At 74.8% G+C, this 16,290-nt stretch carries 16 protein-coding genes; 9 read left to right on the top strand and 7 right to left on the bottom strand.

Features of this window, described 5'->3' with window-relative positions:
* The first annotated feature begins 6 nt into the window (after positions 1 to 6).
* The 4 genes from BMY88_RS00390 (at position 7) to BMY88_RS00375 (ending at position 4,028) form a co-directional block, all read left to right on the top strand.
* Positions 7 to 1,032, top strand: a complete 1,026-nt coding sequence (locus BMY88_RS00390) for an iron-siderophore ABC transporter substrate-binding protein (protein WP_091939002.1) — start codon at positions 7 to 9, stop codon at positions 1,030 to 1,032.
* Positions 1,029 to 2,072: a FecCD family ABC transporter permease gene (locus BMY88_RS00385; protein ID WP_091939001.1), complete on the top strand. Its 1,044-nt coding sequence runs from the start codon at positions 1,029 to 1,031 to the stop codon at positions 2,070 to 2,072. The genes BMY88_RS00390 and BMY88_RS00385 overlap by 4 nt, the downstream gene beginning before the upstream one ends.
* The gene (locus tag BMY88_RS00380) at positions 2,069 to 3,121 is read left to right on the top strand and encodes a FecCD family ABC transporter permease (protein WP_091938999.1); all 1,053 of its coding nucleotides are present in this window, start codon (positions 2,069 to 2,071) and stop codon (positions 3,119 to 3,121) included. Before BMY88_RS00385 ends, BMY88_RS00380 begins: the two co-directional genes overlap by 4 nt.
* A gap of 79 nt (positions 3,122 to 3,200) precedes the next feature.
* A complete protein-coding gene (locus tag BMY88_RS00375; protein WP_091938997.1) occupies positions 3,201 to 4,028 on the top strand; it encodes an ABC transporter ATP-binding protein in 828 nt (275 codons plus the stop codon).
* A 17-nt stretch (positions 4,029 to 4,045) separates the two neighbouring features.
* Here BMY88_RS00375 and BMY88_RS00370 read toward each other — a convergent pair whose 3' ends face one another.
* Both BMY88_RS00370 and BMY88_RS00365 read right to left on the bottom strand, forming a co-directional pair.
* The gene (locus BMY88_RS00370; protein WP_091938995.1) at positions 4,046 to 4,405 is read right to left on the bottom strand and encodes a DUF3099 domain-containing protein; all 360 of its coding nucleotides are present in this window, start codon (positions 4,403 to 4,405) and stop codon (positions 4,046 to 4,048) included.
* Positions 4,406 to 4,762: 357 nt separating this feature from the next.
* Positions 4,763 to 6,784, bottom strand: coding sequence for an AfsR/SARP family transcriptional regulator (locus BMY88_RS00365; RefSeq protein WP_170860895.1), 2,022 nt, complete (start codon positions 6,782 to 6,784; stop codon positions 4,763 to 4,765).
* A gap of 140 nt (positions 6,785 to 6,924) precedes the next feature.
* Here BMY88_RS00365 and BMY88_RS00360 point away from each other — a divergent pair, with 140 nt between their 5' ends.
* Positions 6,925 to 7,731, top strand: coding sequence for an alpha/beta fold hydrolase (locus tag BMY88_RS00360; protein WP_091938992.1), 807 nt, complete (start codon positions 6,925 to 6,927; stop codon positions 7,729 to 7,731).
* A gap of 253 nt (positions 7,732 to 7,984) precedes the next feature.
* Here BMY88_RS00360 and BMY88_RS00355 read toward each other — a convergent pair whose 3' ends face one another.
* The 3 genes from BMY88_RS00355 to BMY88_RS23620 all read right to left on the bottom strand — a co-directional run bounded on the left by BMY88_RS00355 (position 7,985) and on the right by BMY88_RS23620 (position 9,659).
* Positions 7,985 to 8,572 carry an HhH-GPD-type base excision DNA repair protein gene (locus tag BMY88_RS00355; RefSeq protein WP_091938990.1) on the bottom strand — a complete coding sequence of 196 codons (588 nt, stop codon included), beginning with the start codon at positions 8,570 to 8,572 and terminating at the stop codon, positions 7,985 to 7,987.
* A 67-nt stretch (positions 8,573 to 8,639) separates the two neighbouring features.
* Positions 8,640 to 9,452 carry a PAQR family membrane homeostasis protein TrhA gene (trhA, locus tag BMY88_RS00350; RefSeq protein ID WP_091938988.1) on the bottom strand — a complete coding sequence of 271 codons (813 nt, stop codon included), beginning with the start codon at positions 9,450 to 9,452 and terminating at the stop codon, positions 8,640 to 8,642.
* Positions 9,453 to 9,521: 69 nt separating this feature from the next.
* Positions 9,522 to 9,659: a hypothetical protein gene (locus tag BMY88_RS23620; RefSeq protein ID WP_170860894.1), complete on the bottom strand. Its 138-nt coding sequence runs from the start codon at positions 9,657 to 9,659 to the stop codon at positions 9,522 to 9,524.
* A gap of 430 nt (positions 9,660 to 10,089) precedes the next feature.
* On the opposite strand from BMY88_RS23620, the gene BMY88_RS00345 reads away from it, so the two are divergent.
* Together BMY88_RS00345 and BMY88_RS00340 are read left to right on the top strand one after the other, a co-directional pair.
* Positions 10,090 to 10,686 carry a cysteine dioxygenase gene (locus BMY88_RS00345; protein ID WP_091938986.1) on the top strand — a complete coding sequence of 199 codons (597 nt, stop codon included), beginning with the start codon at positions 10,090 to 10,092 and terminating at the stop codon, positions 10,684 to 10,686.
* Positions 10,683 to 11,111 carry a rhodanese-like domain-containing protein gene (locus tag BMY88_RS00340; protein WP_211435402.1) on the top strand — a complete coding sequence of 143 codons (429 nt, stop codon included), beginning with the start codon at positions 10,683 to 10,685 and terminating at the stop codon, positions 11,109 to 11,111. The genes BMY88_RS00345 and BMY88_RS00340 overlap by 4 nt, the downstream gene beginning before the upstream one ends.
* Positions 11,112 to 11,132: 21 nt before the next feature.
* Here BMY88_RS00340 and BMY88_RS00335 read toward each other — a convergent pair whose 3' ends face one another.
* Positions 11,133 to 11,720, bottom strand: a complete 588-nt coding sequence (locus BMY88_RS00335; protein ID WP_211435401.1) for a sugar O-acetyltransferase — start codon at positions 11,718 to 11,720, stop codon at positions 11,133 to 11,135.
* A 105-nt stretch (positions 11,721 to 11,825) separates the two neighbouring features.
* On the opposite strand from BMY88_RS00335, the gene dtd reads away from it, so the two are divergent.
* A complete protein-coding gene (dtd, locus tag BMY88_RS00330) occupies positions 11,826 to 12,215 on the top strand; it encodes a D-aminoacyl-tRNA deacylase (RefSeq protein WP_428978300.1) in 390 nt (129 codons plus the stop codon).
* A gap of 260 nt (positions 12,216 to 12,475) precedes the next feature.
* Entirely contained in the window at positions 12,476 to 13,459 is a 984-nt protein-coding gene (sigB, locus tag BMY88_RS00325) for an RNA polymerase sigma factor SigB (RefSeq protein ID WP_091938981.1), read from the top strand.
* A 66-nt stretch (positions 13,460 to 13,525) separates the two neighbouring features.
* Here the strand turns inward: sigB and BMY88_RS00320 are convergent, their stop codons facing one another.
* On the bottom strand, positions 13,526 to 16,228 hold the full coding sequence (locus BMY88_RS00320; RefSeq protein WP_091938980.1) for a bifunctional acetate--CoA ligase family protein/GNAT family N-acetyltransferase: 2,703 nt from the start codon (positions 16,226 to 16,228) through the stop codon (positions 13,526 to 13,528).
* Positions 16,229 to 16,290: the final 62 nt, after the last annotated feature.

Here is a 16,290-nt window from a genome sequence, read left to right as displayed (position 1 = left end):
GTCACCATGCGCCGCGCTCCGCGCCTCGCCGCGCTCTCCACCGCTGCCCTCCTCGTCGGCGGCCTCGCCGCCTGCGGGGACGACTCGTCCGACGACGCGTCCGGCGGCGGCGACGCCATCACCATCGAGCACGCCTTCGGCACCACGACCATCGAGGGCACCCCCGAGCGCATCGCCACGGTGCAGTGGGCCAACCACGAGGTCCCGCTCGCCCTGGGCGTCGTCCCCGTCGGCATGGCCGCGGCGAACTTCGGCGACGACGACGGCGACGGCGTGCTGCCCTGGGTCGCCGAGCGGCTCGAGGAGCTCGGCGCCGAGACCCCGGTGCTCTTCGACGAGACCGACGGCATCGACTTCGAGGCCGTGGCCGACACCGAGCCCGACGTCATCCTCGCCGGTTACTCGGGCCTGACCCAGGAGGACTACGACACCCTCAGCGAGATCGCCCCGGTCGTGGCCTTCCCCGAGGCCCCGTGGGCGACCCCGTGGCGCGAGATGATCGAGATCAACGCCGCCGGCATGGGCATGGCCGAGGAGGGCGAGCAGCTCGTGGCCGACCTCGAGCAGCAGATCGCCGACACGGTCGCGCAGCACCCGCAGCTGGCCGGCCGGGCCACGATGTTCCTGACGCACGTGGACAGCACCGACCTCAGCGAGGTCAGCTACTACACGCCGTTCGACACCCGCAGCGCCTTCTTCGAGGACCTCGGCCTGACGACCCCGGGGAGCGTCGCGGACGCCTCGACCGACCCCGAGCAGTTCTCGGGCACGATCAGCGCCGAGCAGATCGACACGCTGGACGACGTGGAGATCATCGTGACCTACGGCGACCAGGAGCTCGTGGACGCGCTGAGCGGCGACCCGCTGCTGTCGCAGATGCCCGCCGTCGCGAACGGGTCGATCGTGCTCCTGCCCGACACCCCGCTGGGCACCGCGGCCAACCCGACGCCGCTGGCGATCTCGTGGGTGCTCGAGGACTACGTCGCCCTGCTGGCCGAGGCCGCCGACAAGGCCGTGACTCCGGCCCCGTGACCTCGGTCGACTCCGTTCCGACCCCGGGTGCCGCCCTCGTGCGGCGCCCGGGGTCGGTGCGGTTCCTGTGGCTCCTCGCCGTCGTCGCGGCGCTCGGCCTGCTCATGGCCGCCTCGGTCGCGATCGGCTCCCGTGGCGTCGGCTGGTCCGACATCCTCGCCGCCCTCGGTGGTTCCTCGGAGACCATCGAGGAGGCCGCGGTCACCAAGCGCATCCCCCGCACCGTCCTCGCGGTCGTGGTCGGCGGTGCGCTCGGGCTCGCCGGCGCGGTGATGCAGGGCGTCACCCGCAACCCGCTGGCCGACCCCGGCGTCCTCGGCATCAACATGGGCGCCTCGCTCGCCGTCGTCGCGGGGATCGCCTGGTTCGGCCTCTTCAGCGCCACGAGCATCATCGTCACGGCGATCTTCGGCGCCGCGCTGGCAGCGGTCTTCGTCTACGCCGTCGGCTCGCTCGGTCGCGGGGGTCCCACCCCGCTCAAGCTCGCCCTCGCCGGTGCCGCCACGTCCGCGGCGCTGACGTCCTTCATCACCGCGATCGTGCTGCCGCGCGGCGACATCGCGGCCAACGTGCAGTCGTTCCAGGTCGGCGGCGTGGGCGGCGCGACGTTCGCCACCATCACCCCGGTGCTGCCGTTCCTCGCCGTCGGCCTGGTGATCAGCCTGCTGTCCGCGCGCAGCCTGAACTCCCTGGCGCTCGGCGACGAGCTCGCGGCGGGGCTCGGTGAGCGCGTCGCCCTCGCCCGCGGCGTCGCGGCGCTGGGCTCGGTGCTGCTGTGCGGCGCGGCCACCGCGGTCGCCGGCCCCATCTGGTTCGTCGGCCTCGTCGTCCCGCACCTGTGCCGGCTGCTCGTCGGCGTGGACCACCGCTGGCTGCTGCCCTTCTCCGCGCTGACCGGCGCGTGCCTGCTCGTCGCCTCGGACGTGATCGGGCGCATCGTCGCCCGGCCCGGCGAGCTCGACGTCGGCATCGTCACCGCGCTGGTCGGTGCTCCGTTCTTCATCGCCGTCGTCCGGCGGCAGAAGGTGCGGGAGCTGTGACCGCCGTCGTCCCGCCGCCGGCCGCCACGGTCGACGCGGTGGCCCGGAACCGGGTCCGCCGCTCGGTCCGCCGGCGGCTCGTGATCACCGTGCTCGCGGTGCTGGTCGCGGCCGCCTTCGTCGTCACGCTGATGGTGGGGCGGACGTTCTACCCGCTGGACGAGGTCGTCCGGGTGGTCCTCGGCGAGCGCGTGCCCGGGGCCTCCTTCACCGTCGGGCGGCTGCGGCTCCCCCGCGGCGTCCTCGCCCTCGTGGCCGGGCTCGCCTTCGGGCTCGCGGGCGTCACCTTCCAGACGATGCTGCGCAACCCGCTCGCCAGCCCCGACGTCATCGGCATCACCTCGGGCGCCGGTGCCGCGGCCGTCTTCGGCATCGTGATCCTGTCCCTCGGCGGCACGGCGGTGTCCACGGTGGCGGTCGCCGCGGCGCTCGGCGTGGCCCTGGTGATCTACCTGCTCTCCTTCCGGGGCGGGGTCGCGGGCACCCGGCTCATCCTGATCGGCATCGGGGTGGGCGCGATGCTCAACAGCGTCACCTCCTACGTGCTCACCAGGGCCGGGCAGTGGGACTACCAGGAGGCGCTGCGCTGGCTGACCGGCAGTCTCAACGGCGCCACCTGGGAGGCGGTCGCGCCCGCCCTCGTGGCGCTGCTCGTGCTCGGCCCGGTGCTGCTGGGCCAGAGCAGGAACCTGTCGGCGCTGCAGCTGGGCGACGACACCGCCGCCGCGCTGGGCGTCCGCGTCGAGCGCACCCGCCTGATCGCGATCGTGTGCGCGGTGGGCGTGATCGCCTTCGCCACCGCCGCGTGCGGGCCGATCGCCTTCGTCTCGTTCCTCGCCGGCCCGATCGCCGCGCGCATCGTCGGGCCGAACGGCTCCCTGCTCGTGCCGGCCGCGCTGGTGGGTGCGCTGCTCGTGCTCGTCGCCGACCTCGTCGGCCAGTTCGCCCTCGATACGCGCTACCCCGTCGGCGTCATCACCGGGGTGCTCGGGGCGCCCTACCTGATCTACCTGATCATCCGCACCAACCGCGCCGGAGGCTCATTGTGAGCGAACAGCAACGCGAGCATCGCAGCGAGCGCCAGCGAGCGAGGAGCGGAGCGTTGCGCGGAAGCGAACGGGGAACATCGTGACCGCCACCCACTCCCTGGCTGCCGAGGAGCTCACGCTCGCCTACGGCGAGCGCCTCGTCATCGAGGGCCTGGACCTGGTCGTCCCGGCCGGCTCGATCACGGCGATCGTCGGCGCGAACGCCTGCGGCAAGTCCACCCTGCTGCGGTCGATGTCGCGCCTGCTGTCGCCGCGGGCGGGCCGGGTGCTGCTCGACGGCAAGGCGGTGCACCGGATGCCCGCCAAGGAGCTGGCCCGCACGCTCGGGCTGCTCCCGCAGTCGCCGATCGCGCCGGAGGGCATCACCGTCGCCGATCTGGTCGGCCGCGGTCGGCATCCGTACCAGGGCGTCTTCTCCCGGTGGAGCCGGGAGGACGACGCCGCCGTGGCCGCCGCCCTCGAGGCGACGCAGACCACCACGCTGGCCGACCGCGCCGTCGACGAGCTCTCGGGCGGTCAGCGGCAGCGGGTGTGGATCGCGATGGCCCTGGCCCAGCAGACCGATCTGCTGCTGCTCGACGAGCCCACCACGTTCCTCGACGTCGCCCACCAGGTCGAGGTGCTGGACCTGCTCACCGACCTCAACCGGACCCGCGGGACGACGATCGTGATGGTCCTGCACGACCTGAACCTCGCCGCGCGGTACGCCGATCACCTCGTCGCGCTGGCCGCCGGGCAGATCCACGCCGCGGGGACGCCGGCCCAGGTGCTCACCGAGGACTGCGTGCGGGCGGTGTTCGGCCTCGACAGCCGGGTCATCGAGGACCCGACGTCGGGAGCGCCGCTGATGCTGCCGCTCGGGCGCCACCACGTGGACACCCCCGCCGAGGTGTCGCCCCGCGGCTGACGCGGCGGCGGCCCGGCTCAGTGCTCGATGACGCGGGCGGGCTCGATCGCGCGGCGGGCCACGGCCGGGTCGTCGAGGATCCGGTCGGGCGGCGACGGGCGGTACCGGTTGGGGTCGACCCGCTTCTTCGGCGGCGCGTCGTTGGCCATGACGACGGCGATCCAGGGCAGCACCGTGCCGACCACGGCGAAGAAGATCGCCAGCCAGAGCGTCTGGTAGAACGCCGCGGCCAGCACGACGCTGATCAGGCGCACCCCCATGGTCAGCACGTAGCGGCGCTTGCGGGCGGCGTGCTGCTCGGTGAGGCTCGGGGCGGCCTCGGTGATGAGGACCGGCTCTGCTCGCCGGGATCGTGCCGACTGCTCGCTGGAGGCCACGGGCGCCCTTCCACGGACCGGCCGGGGGTGGTGGCGAAGAGTCGGCGAGGAAGATCCGTCGGCCCCGGAGCCCCGGCTCCTGGCGACCATCGTGCCACCCGATCGGGCGCGATGCAGGTGCCTGGAGTGCGCCGTCGGCGCGCCCGGTTCAGGACGCGGCGGCGGCCGTCGCGGCCTGCTCCTTCTCCTGCTCGGTGCGGACCCCCCGCGCCGGGCCGGACGCGTAGCGTTGCGCCGTTCGGTCGCCGATCTCGGCCGGCGACCGACCACGACGCGTCGCTCGTCCAGGAAGGGCTCGTCATGTTGCACGAGACCCCGACCGTCTACTACCGCCCGGGGTGCCCGCACGCAGTCCGGCTACGGGTCGAGCTCGTCCTCGCGCGGGTGCCGCACCGGTCGGTGCGCTTCCGCGACGACGAGGCGGGAGCCGCGGCGGTCCGGGCCCGCCACGAGAGGGGGTACGAGCTCTCCCCGACCGTGGTCATCGGCGACGAGCACCTGACCAACCCCTCGCTGCGGCAGGTCCGCGAGGCCATGGCCCGCCGATGAGCGAGGCACCGGACGACGTGCCGCACGGGAGCCGGCCCGCCCGCGGTGCTGCTCCCGGAGCCAGGGGTTGTCGACCGCCTGCAGCAGGAGGGCGGCCAGTCCGTCCGCGCCCGGCTGACCCAGCTGCGCGCGGTGCATGACGGCGCGGGCGAGCAGCTCCCACAACCCGCGCCGGGAGGCGAAGTCCTCCAGCTCCGCGACCCACTGCGGTGCGGCGTCCAGACCCCGTTCCGCGGCGAAGGCGCACAGGGCGTCGAGGCAGTAGGCCTGCACCCAGTCGTGCGAGGAGCGCGCGCGCCGGCACGCCTCCCGGGCCTGCACGAGGCAGTCCAGGGCCGGCGCGTCCTCACGGCGGGCCGCCGCCACCAGCCCGCGGGCTCTCAGCGAGTAGCCCTGCCAGCACGGGTCGCCCACCTGGCAGGCCAGCGCGTAGGAGTGCTCGAGCGCCTCGGCCGCCTCCTCGAGCTGTCCGTCGAGGAGGTACACCTCGCCCAGCAGGGACTCGGGGAACGCCAGGAAGGACGTGTAGTCCAGGCGGCGAGCGACCTCGCATCCCAGGGTCAGGGCCTCCCGCGCGGCCCCGAGCTCGCGACGCAGGAGGCGCAGCCGTCCGATGCCCGTCCACGCGTACGCGAGCGCGTGGCCGTCCCCGGCCTCCTCGGCCAGGCGGACCGCGTGGTCGAGGGCGTCGACCGCGGCCGGGTAGTCGGCCTGGTCGATGCGGCCGAAGCCGGCGTGGACCTCCGCCCAGACCAGCAACCGGGGATCGCAGTCCGCGAACTCCCGAGCCTGCCTGAGCCAGCTCTCCATGCGCGGATAGCGACCTCGGAGCACCTCGATGTAGCCGAGCTCCACGGCTGCCCGGGACGCCGTCGCCCGGTCACCGGTGCGGCGGGCGAGCACCACGGCCTCGTGGAGGACGGCGATGCCCTCCTCGTCGGCCCCCCGGACGCCCTCGACGAGCGCGCCACCGAGGGCGGCCAGTGCGTGTCCGAGGAGGTCTTCGTGGCCCAGCCGTCGGGCGTCCGACACCCCCGAGCGCAGCAGGTCCACCGCCACCTCGTAGGCGCCGGCACGGGCGGTGGCCCGACCCGTCTCCACCTGGGCCAGGACCGCGCCACGCGTGGTCGCCCGCGGCGACGCGGTCCGGACCCGCAGGGCCGCGGACAGGGCCGGGGAGGGGTCGACACCGAGCTCTCGGCGGAACAGGTCCCGGCACCGGGCCGCCTGCCACTCGGCGGCCCGGCGGTCACCGACGGCGACCAGGCTCCGGACCAGGAGCTCGTGGCCTCCCTCGTCGAGCGGGTCGCCCGCCACCAGCCGGCTGGCGAGGTCCGCTGCAGCCGGGGCCTCCCCTCGCGCGAGCCGTGCGTGCGTGGCCTCGTGGAGCATGGCCCGCGTCGTGCCGGCGATTCGGCGGCGCTCGTTCGACAGCCACAACTCGAACGCCGGTCCCACCCGGAGCGGCACGCCCTCGAGCAACTCCCGACCGAACCCCGGCAGGGCCACCGCGTCCTGCCACGACCCGCGCGCGACGACGTCGGCGTCGACCACCGTCCCGGGTCGGAGGACCCCGGTGAGGGGATCTCCGTCCAGGCGGATCTCCGGCCCGAGGGCCCGCCGCGCCTGGGACAGCGTCCAGCGCAGGGCGCCGGCCGGGTCGTCGGCCCCGTCGAACAACAGCCCGGCCAGCCGCGACCGCGGCACGGGCGCGTGCGTCAGCAGCAGGTAGGCCAGCAGGCACCAGCTCTTGCTGCCCCGCGGCGGCTGCACCGGCCGACCGTCGACCACGACGCAGGGTGGCCCGAGCAGGTGGACGTGGGTGGCCATGGGCCCCTCCATGCGCCAGGCAGCTCCCGTCTCAGCGAGCTCAGTGTGGCACCGCCGCCTCACACGCCGGCGCACACGCCTGCGCCGGATCGTGGTCGCGCGCCGGGTCCCCGGCCACCGACGAGACAGGAGGAACCGCCATGCCCAGCTTCATCGGCTCACGTGGCCGCATCCACCACCACGCCTGGATGCCCGACGGCGACGTCCGGGGAGTCGTCATCCTCCTGCACGGCTACGGCGAGCACCTCGGCCTCTACGACGCGCTCGCCCACCGGCTGACCCGCGACGGCCACGCCGTGCACGCGATCGACGCCGTCGGCCACGGCCGCAGCGACGGCGAACGCGCGCTCATCGCCTCCTGGGACCACTACGTCGACGACGCCCGCATCCTCGCCGCGATCGCCGGCGACCGTCATCCCGGCAGGCCTGTCGTCCTCGTGGGCCACTCCGGCGGTGCTGCCGCCGCGTACCTCCTCGCCCTGCGCTCCCCCGGCATCGCGCGGGCGCTCGTGCTCTCCGGCGCGCCGCTGCGAACGCTGGACTGGGCGGCCGAGGCCGACGCCGAGGTCGACGTCGACCCCGGCGAGATGTTCAGCACCCACCCTGAGTACGTGGACGCGCTGCTCCACGACCCGCTGACCTGGCACGGCGGGTTCCGGCCCGAGACCGTGCACGCCCTCAGCCTCGCCTGGCCGGAGATCGCAGCCGGGATCGCCGCGGGCCTGCCGGACGTGCCCGTCCTCTTCCTGCACGGGGAGGCAGACCCGGTCGTCCCGGTCGCCGACGCGCGGGCGAACGCCGCCGCGCTGCCGCAGGCACGGCTGACGACGTTCCCGGGCGACCTGCACGACGTCCTGAACGAGCACGACCGGGACGTCGTCCACGAGAGCGTCGCCGCCTTCGTCACCGCGTCCGCGGGTCTGGTGCCGGCCGGCGTCCAGGGCTGAGACCGCGGCTGCCGTTCCCGGTCGAGCACCCGCGACCCCGACCACCCACGGAGGGCAGTTCGTCCGAGCCACCCTGCGCCGGTACGCCACCGCCGCCGCGTTCGCCGACGTCGAGGTGCTGGCAGTGGACGACGACTTCGTGCCCTCGTAGGTCTGCGTCATCCTCGCCCGGCGCCGTGGAGCGGCTCATCCGCAGCTCGCCCGGACGGGATACCGGACCGTTCCCGCCGGACCGGTCCCGCGCCTGCTCACGTCACCCGGCGCCTGGAGCCTTCTTCGCGGCCGCCTTCTGCTCCTGCTTGAACTGGCGGACCTCCGCCAACGAGTCCGGCCCGGTGATGTCGGCGACCGAGCGGTGCGAGCCCTCCTCGCCGTACTCGCCGGCGGCCTCGCGCCAGCCGGACGGCGTGACCCCGTACTGCTTGCCGAGCAGCGCGACGAAGATCTTCGCCTTCTGCGCGCCGAAGCCGGGGAGCTCCGCCACCCGCTTCAGCAGCGCCTTCCCGTCGGGTGCGTCGGCCCACAGCTCCTCGGCCCGGCCGTCGTAGCGCTCGACGAGCAGCCGGCACACCCCCTGCGCGCGGGCGGCCATCGAGCCCGGGTAGCGGTGGACGGCGGGCGGGCCCTGGAACCAGGCGACAACCTGCTCCGGGGCGGCGTCGGCGATGTCGGCGGCCGACAGGGTGTCCACGCCCATCCGGTCGGCCAGCAGGCGCGGTCCGGCGAAGGCGCGCTCCATGGGGAACTGCTGGTCGAACAGCATGCCCAGCAGCAGGGCGAGCGGGTCGCGGCCGAGCAACTCGTCGGCGCGCGGGGCCTGGGTCAGCGTCAGGGTCGGCACACCGGCGATGGTGCCGCACGGCCGGCCCGGCGGAAACGACCGCCGGTGGTCCCGCCGGGACCGGGCCTCAGCCGACGAGCAGCGCGATCGCGATGTAGTGGCACGTGGCGGCGGCGCAGACGAAGGCGTGGAAGACCTCGTGGTACCCGAACACGGACGGAACGGGATCGGGACGGCGGCGGTGGTAGGCGAGGGCGCCCACGACGTAGAGCAGCCCGCCGACGATGACGAGGACCGCGGCCGCGACCCCGGCGGTGACCCACAGCGCGGGCAGGGCGAGCGCGTTGGCGACCCCCAGGCCGATGAAGGTGCCGCCGACGAGCCACTCCGGTGCGTCCATCCAGGCCAGGTGCGTGCCGATCCCCACGGCGGTGACCGACCACAGGACGATCAGGCACACCAGCCCGTAGGTCCCGGGAGCGGCGACGAGGAAGATCGGCGTGGCCGTTCCCGCGATCAGCAGGAAGATCATCACGTGGTCGACCCGCTGGAGGACGCCGCTGGCGACCCGACTCCAGCGGCCCCGGTGGTAGAGGGCGCTGACGCCGAGCATCCCGCTCAGGCAGCCGACGTAGACCGCGACGCCGACCACCTGCCGGGAACCCCGGGCGGCGACCACGAGGAGGGTCCCGGCGACGAGCGAGGCCTCGAACCAGACCAGGTGCAGCAGGCCGCGCAGCAGCGGCCGGGTGTAGTGCACGTTCCGGCGGCGGTCGTAGAGGGCCGCGGTCGAGGACGTCGGCTCCCCACCCCCGGCGGGCCTGTCGGCCGCCCGGTCGTCGGGGGGTCCGGGGCCCCGCGCGGGCGTCGGCCGCCCGAGCGAGGACCGCCGGGGAGGTTGCGGGAAGCCCGCAGCGTCGCCGCCACGCACGTCGTCCACACCAGCCGACGGCAAGCGAGCCAGGCAGAGCCCTTCGTCCCGCCTCCTCCGCCCCGGCGGCTCCGACGGTCACCGGCCCGCCCGTGCCACGAGGTCGGCCAGCTCGCGGTCGAAGCGCTCGGCATCCTCGAGGAACGGCATGTGGCCCGCGTCGTCGTACCAGGAGGCCCCGGCCGAGGGGCAGACGCCCAGCACGTGCTCGGCCATCGACGGCAGGACGATCTCTTCAGGGTCCGGGCGAGGCGCGTGCCGTCGGGCGCGGTGCAGAACCGGATCTCGCTGGTCACCTCTCACCCGCCTCGGTCCGCGGGCTCCTCCGCCCGCCCGGCGGCATTCCGGCCAGGAGCAGCATCGCCTCGCACCCACCGCGGGGCAAGGCGCGCGGCGCCGGCCGACCTTCCCGCCAAAGCCGATCGGGATGGTAGACATATGGGCGTGCCTCTCGCCCCGATCGACCGGACCCCCGTCGCCGGACCCGGTCGCCCGGCACCGGCCACCCCCGCGCTGACGCGGCGGTCCACCGTCGATCTGCTGCGGGTCGCCAGCGCGCTCTGTCCGGGTCGCTGACACCGACCCTCCGGATCCACTCCGCCCCGGCCCGCCCCGGCCGGCAGCGCGCCTGCTCGAGGAAGACCCCATGCCCTCCCCTGCCGTCCTGTCCCCCGCGCCCGCCCTCGCCGCGCCGACCGGCACCGCGACGCGGCCCCGCCCGTCGCTGGTCCCGCCGATCCGCCGCGCCGGCGTCCCCGCGCTGGCCGCGGCCCTGGCCGCCGCGGCCGACCGCTGGCTGCACCTGGTCGAGTACCGCCCCGACTCCCGCTGGACCCACCTGCTCCCCTCCGCCGACGCCGCGGCGGTGCTGGATCCGTCGCTGCACCGCGAGCTCGCCGCGGCCGAGGTCTGGCTGCTGTCCTGGCTCCCCGGTCAGGGCACGCCGCTGCACGACCACGGCCGATCCGCGGGCGCCTTCGCCGTCGTCCGTGGATCGCTCACCGAGCGCGTCGTCGCGCCCGGCCGGCCGGGCCGACCCGGGCGGGAGTCCACCGCCGAGCTCACCGGCGGCTCCGTGCGCTCCTTCGGCGCTCACTACGTTCACCAGGTGACCAACTCCGCGCCCGTACCGGCGATCAGCGTGCACGTGTACGCACCCCGCCTGACCGAGATGAACACCTATTCCTTCGCCGGCGACCGGCTGGACCGGACCGGCACCGAGCAGGCCGGGGTGGACTGGTGACGGCCCCGCCCGGCGGGGCCCGCCCGCCCGGCGCCCGGACCGTCGACGAGCTGCTCGCCGAGGCGCGGGCGCGGATCACCCGCGTCTCCCCGGAGGAGGCGGCCGAGCGGGTGGCCGCCGGTGGCGTGCTCGTCGACATCCGCCCCGCGGCCCAGCGCGCCGCCGAGGGGGAGGTCCCCGGCGCCCTCGCCGTCGAGCGCAACGTGCTCGAGTGGCGGTTCGACCCGGCCAGCGACGCCCGGCTCCCGCAGGCGACCGGCTACGACGTGGACGTGATCGTGCTCTGCTCGGAGGGCTACACGTCCAGCCTCGCCGCCGACGCCCTGCGCTCCCTGGGCCTCGAGCGTGCCACCGACGTCATCGGCGGCTTCTCCGCGTGGGCGGCCGCCGGCCTGCCGACGACGGGCGGCCCCGGCGCCCCCTGACCGGCCGCCTGCCGAGCCCGCTCAGGGCTGCAGGGTGCGGACGACGCGCGCCGGATTCCCAACGGCGACCACGTTCGCCGGGAGGTCCCGGGTGACCACGGCGCCGGCGCCGACGACGGTGTTCTCGCCGATGGTGACGCCGGGCAGCACGATCGCCCCGCCGCCCAGCCAGACGTTGTCGCCGATCGTGATCGGCTCGGCCGCCTCCCACTTGTCCCGCCGCGGCCGCGGCTCGACCGGGTGCGTCGGGGTCAGCAGCTGCACGCTGGGCCCGATCTGCACGTCGTCGCCGATGGTGATGGCGCCGACGTCGAGCGCCACCAGGCCGAAGTTGGCGAAGCACCGGGCGCCGATGCGGATGTTGCTGCCGTAGTCGACGTACAGCGGCGGGCGGAGCTCGGTGCCCTCACCGACCGCGCCGAGGAGCTCCTCCAGCAACCGGCGGCGCAGCGCTCCCTGGCGCACCGACGTCGCGTTGTAGACCTCGGTCAGGTCCAGCGCCCGGGAGCTCTCCTCGGCGAGCTCGGGGTCGTCGGCGATGTACGGGTCGCCCGCGAGCATCCGCTCGCGCATCGTGCGGGGATCGCCGGGGTCGGGCGGAGCGGCCATGCGACGACCGTACGCACCGGGCACCGCGCGGGCCGGGCGCCCGCGGTCGGCGAGGATGGCCCGGTGCGCGCGGTCGTGAGCAGGGTGGCTACAGCGGCTGTAACGGTGGACGACGCCGTGGTCGGCGAGATCGGCCGCGGGCTGCTGGCGCTGGTCGGGGTGGGCCGGACCGACGCCGGCCCGGCCGCCCGTGCGCTCGCCCGCAAGCTGCACGAGCTGCGGATCTTCCCCACCGACGACGGCGCGAGCTCCGCTGCCGATCTCGGGCTGCCGGTGCTGGTCGTGAGCCAGTTCACCCTCTACGGCGACACGAGGAAGGGCCGCCGTCCCTCCTGGACCGAGGCGGCGCCCGGCGAGGTCGCCGAGCCCCTGGTCGAGGAGGTGGTGGCCGAGCTGCGGCGGCGCGGCGCCACGGTGGCCACCGGCGTGTTCGGTGCCCGGATGGCCGTCTCCTCGGTCAACGACGGGCCGATGACGCTGCTGCTCGAGGTCTGAGTTCCGCCCCTGTAGTTCGACCCGCGCCCGCCGGGGTAGGTACGGGTGACGCAACACACGTCCTGTGGGTTGGCTGTGAAGGGGCCACCCGTGGAACACCGGGCCCCTCCGCGGCCGTTGGACAGGGCGTACCACACAGACGAGAAGCAACGAGGGCCGCCGGCCGGCACCGGGACCCTCGCATTCGACACCCGGGTCGCTCCGCCGACATCGCCGTCCGGCGAGAGCATCCGAACCAGAGGCAAGGACGAAGACACATCGTGACGCTGCTGCAGTCTTCCCCCGACGACGCCCTCGAGGTCCGCTCGCCCCGGCGCGAGCCCGACACCAGCGGCCTGGTGTCGACCGACCTCGTGCGCGTCTACCTGAACACCATCGGCAAGACCGCCCTGCTGACCGCCGAGCAGGAGGTGGAGCTGTCCAAGCGGATCGAGGCGGGCCTGTACGCCGAGCGGCTGCTGTCCGAGCGGCAGCTGACCCCCTCGCTGCAGCGGGACTACAAGACGCTCGCCGTCGACGGCAAGGCCGCCAAGCGGCACCTGCTCGAGGCCAACCTGCGCCTGGTGGTCTCCGTGGCCAAGCGCTACACCGGCCACGGCATGACGTTCCTGGACCTCATCCAGGAGGGCAACGTCGGCCTGATCCGCGCCGTCGAGAAGTTCGACTACACCAAGGGCTTCAAGTTCTCCACGTACGCGACGTGGTGGATCCGCCAGGCGATCACCCGCGCCATGGCCGACTCCGGGCGCACCATCCGCCTGCCCGTCCACCTGGCCGAGCAGGTCAACAAGGTGGTGCGCACCCGGCGCCGGATCCACCAGGAGCTGGAGCGCGAGCCCACCGCCGAGGAGCTGGGGCTCGAGCTGGACCTGACGCCCGAGCGCATCACCGAGCTGCTCGAGTACAGCCGCGACCTCGTCAGCCTCGACCAGACGGTCGGCGCCGACGAGGAGTCCCGGCTCGGCGACTTCATCGAGGACGCCGACGCCGCGGTCGCCGAGGATGCCGTCGCCTTCCAGATGATGAAGGGTGACGTGCGGACCGTGCTGCAGACCCTCGAGGAGCGCGAGCGCGACGTCGTCGTGCTCCGCTTCGGCCTGGACGGCGGCCAGCCCCGCACGCTGGAGCAGATCGGCAAGCAGTTCGGGCTGTCCCGCGAGCGGGTCCGCCAGATCGAGCGGGAGACGATGGCCAAGCTGCGCGACCCGCAGCGCGCCGACGCCCTCCGCGACTACCTCGGCTGACGCGACCGGCTCTGCCCAACCGACCCGAGAAGGCCCGTCCCTGCGGGGGCGGGCCTTCTCGCGTCCCTAGACCCCGGGGGAGCGCATCTTGCGGGGGCCGGGGTCGACGCGGGCGGTCGGGCGGCCCACCGACGCGGTCGCGCCGGCGATGACCAGCGAGCGGCCGCCGTGCCAGGGCTGCGCCGGGCCGACGATGACCGGGTCGAGGGTCAGGGACAGCACCTCCGGCAGGTCGTCGGCCAGCCGCGCCACCCGCAGCAGGGTGTCCTCCAGCGCTGCGACGTCGACCTCCTCGGAGCCGCGCCAGCCGTTCAGCAGCGGCCAGGCCCGCGGCGCCCGCACCAGCTCGGCGGCGTCCAGGTCGGTCAGCGGCAGCGTGCGGTAGGCGCGGTCGCCCAGCAGGTCGGTGGCCACGCCCCCGACGCCGAAGCTGACCAGCGCGCCGAACGAGGGGTCGTCGACGATCTCCACGACGGTCGCCACCCCCGGCGCCGCCATCTCCTGCACGATCACCGGGTCGCCGGCCGGGATCGCGCCGAAGGCCGCCCGCACCGCGCCGGCGTCGGCCAGGTCCATCCGCACCCCGCCGAGGTCGGTGCGGTGCCGCAGCCACGGCGCCGTCGACTTCAGCACGACGGGGTAGCCGATCGTGTCCGCCGCCGCGACCGCCTCGTCCTCGTCGGTCGCGGTGTGCGTCCGCAGCAGCGGCAGCCCGTAGGCGGCGAGCAGCCGGATGAGCTCGTCGTCGGTGAGGGCGCGCCCGTCCGGGGCCTCGGCCAGCACGGCCTCCACGACCGCGCGCGCGGCGGACTCGTCGACGTCGGCCAGCTCCGGCAGCTCACCGACCGGGCGGCGCCGCCAGCGGGCGTACTCGGCCACCTTGGCCAGCGCGATCACCGCCCGCTCGGGCGTCGAGTAGGACGGGACCGAGCCGCGCGCCGGCGTCCCGTCCTCGCCGGGGACGGTCAGCTCCGGCGGGATCCCCTCCGTGGAGAGGAAGGTCGCCACGACCGGCTTGGGCGAGTTGCGCGCCACCTCCAGCAGCGCCCGCCCGAACTGCTCCACCTGCTGGGCCAGGGGCGGCAGGAACACGGCCACCACGGCGTCCACCGCGTCGTCGTCGATCACCCGCTGCAGCGCCGCGCCGAACTCCTCGGGCGCGGCGGCCGTGCCGATGTCCACCGGCGCCTCGGAGGCGAGGGTCAGGCCCTCCTCGAGGACGGCGTCCGCGACCAGCACCCCCAGCGCGGTCGAGTTGCCCACGATCGCGACCCGGTCGCCGGCCGGCAGCGGCTGGTGGGCCAGCAGCGTGCCGACGTCGAAGAGCTGGGCCAGCGTCTCGACGCGGATCACGCCCGCGGAGGAGAACAGCGCGGCCACCGACTCCTCCGGGACCGCCACCGACGTGCCGGCCAGCCCCGCCGTCATCCGCACGTGCCGGCCGCTCTTCACCGCGACCACCGGCTTGGTGCGCCCGACGGAGCGCGCCAGCCGGGCGAACTTGCGCGGGTTGCCGAAGCTCTCCAGGTGCAGCAGCACGACCTCGGTGCCGGGGTCGGTGGCCCAGAACTGCAGGAGGTCGTTGCCGCTGACGTCGGCGCGGTTGCCCGCCGACACGAAGCTCGACAGCCCGATGTTGCGGGCCCGCGCCCGCTCCAGCAGCGCGACGCCGAGGGCGCCGGACTGCGCGAAGAAGCCCACCCGCCCCCGGCCGGGGACCTGCGGGGCGAGGCTGGCGTTGAGCCGCACGGCGGGGTCGGTGCTCACGATGCCCAGGCAGTTGGGCCCCACCACCCGCATCCCCGACGCCCGCGCGGCGAGCACCAGCGCCCGCTCCCGGGCCCGCCCCTCGGCCCCGGACTCGCCGAAGCCGCCGGAGATGACCACCAGGCCGTGCACCTTCTTGCGCCGCGCGGCCTCGACCACGCCCGCGACCTCGTCGGCCGGGACGGCGACCACGGCCAGGTCCACGTCGCCCGGGATGTCCTCGAGCCCCGCGTACGCCGGCACCCCGCGCACGTGGCGGGCACCCGGGTTGACCGGGTAGATCGGGCCGTCGAAGCCGTAGCCGAGCAGGTGCCGCAGGACGGCGTTGCCGATCTTCTCCTCGTCGTTGCTGGCGCCGACGACGGCCACCGACGAGGGCGTCAGCAGCCGGGCGATCGACCGCGACTCGCTGCGCTGCTCCCGCTCGGCCGCCACCGCCAGCGCCGCCTCGGTCGGCGCGATCGGGAAGGCCAGGTGGACGACGCCCTCCTCGTAGGTGCGGGTCGGCGTGTACCCGGCGTCGAGGAAGACCCGCACCATCCGGTTGTTCTGCGCCAGCACCTCGGCCACGAAGCGCTTGATGCCCCGCTCCAGCGCCGCCGCGGCCAGGTGCTCGAGCAGGACCGAGCCCAGCCCGCGTCCCTGGTGGGCGTCCTCGATGAGGAAGGCCACCTCGGCGTCGTCGGTGTCGGGGTAGCGGTCGTAGCGGCCGACGCCGATCAACTGGTCGCCCAGCCGCAGCACGAACGCCACCCGGTTGTCGTGGTCGACGTGGGTGAAGCGGCGCAGGTCCCGCTCGCTCAACCGCTTCATCGGCCCGAAGAACCGGTAGTAGCGGGTCTGGTCGGAGCTGCGCTCCATCAGCCCGACGAGGCCCTCGGCGTCGTCGGGCCGGATCGGGCGCAGGTGCACCGTGCCGCCGTCGGCGGCCACGATGTCGGCCTCCCAGTGCGCGGGCGGCTGCGGCTCGGGCTCGGGGACGGTGGGCTGCTCGTCTGACATTCGATTCACCTTCGGCCGCCGGGCAGGGGCCCGCCGCGAGCCTGCGAGTGGTGGGGGGCTCG

It is taken from the genome of Trujillonella endophytica (assembly GCF_900110555.1).
GTDB classification, from domain to species: domain Bacteria; phylum Actinomycetota; class Actinomycetes; order Mycobacteriales; family Geodermatophilaceae; genus Trujillonella; species Trujillonella endophytica.
This window is presented reverse-complemented; position numbering and strand designations above follow the sequence as displayed.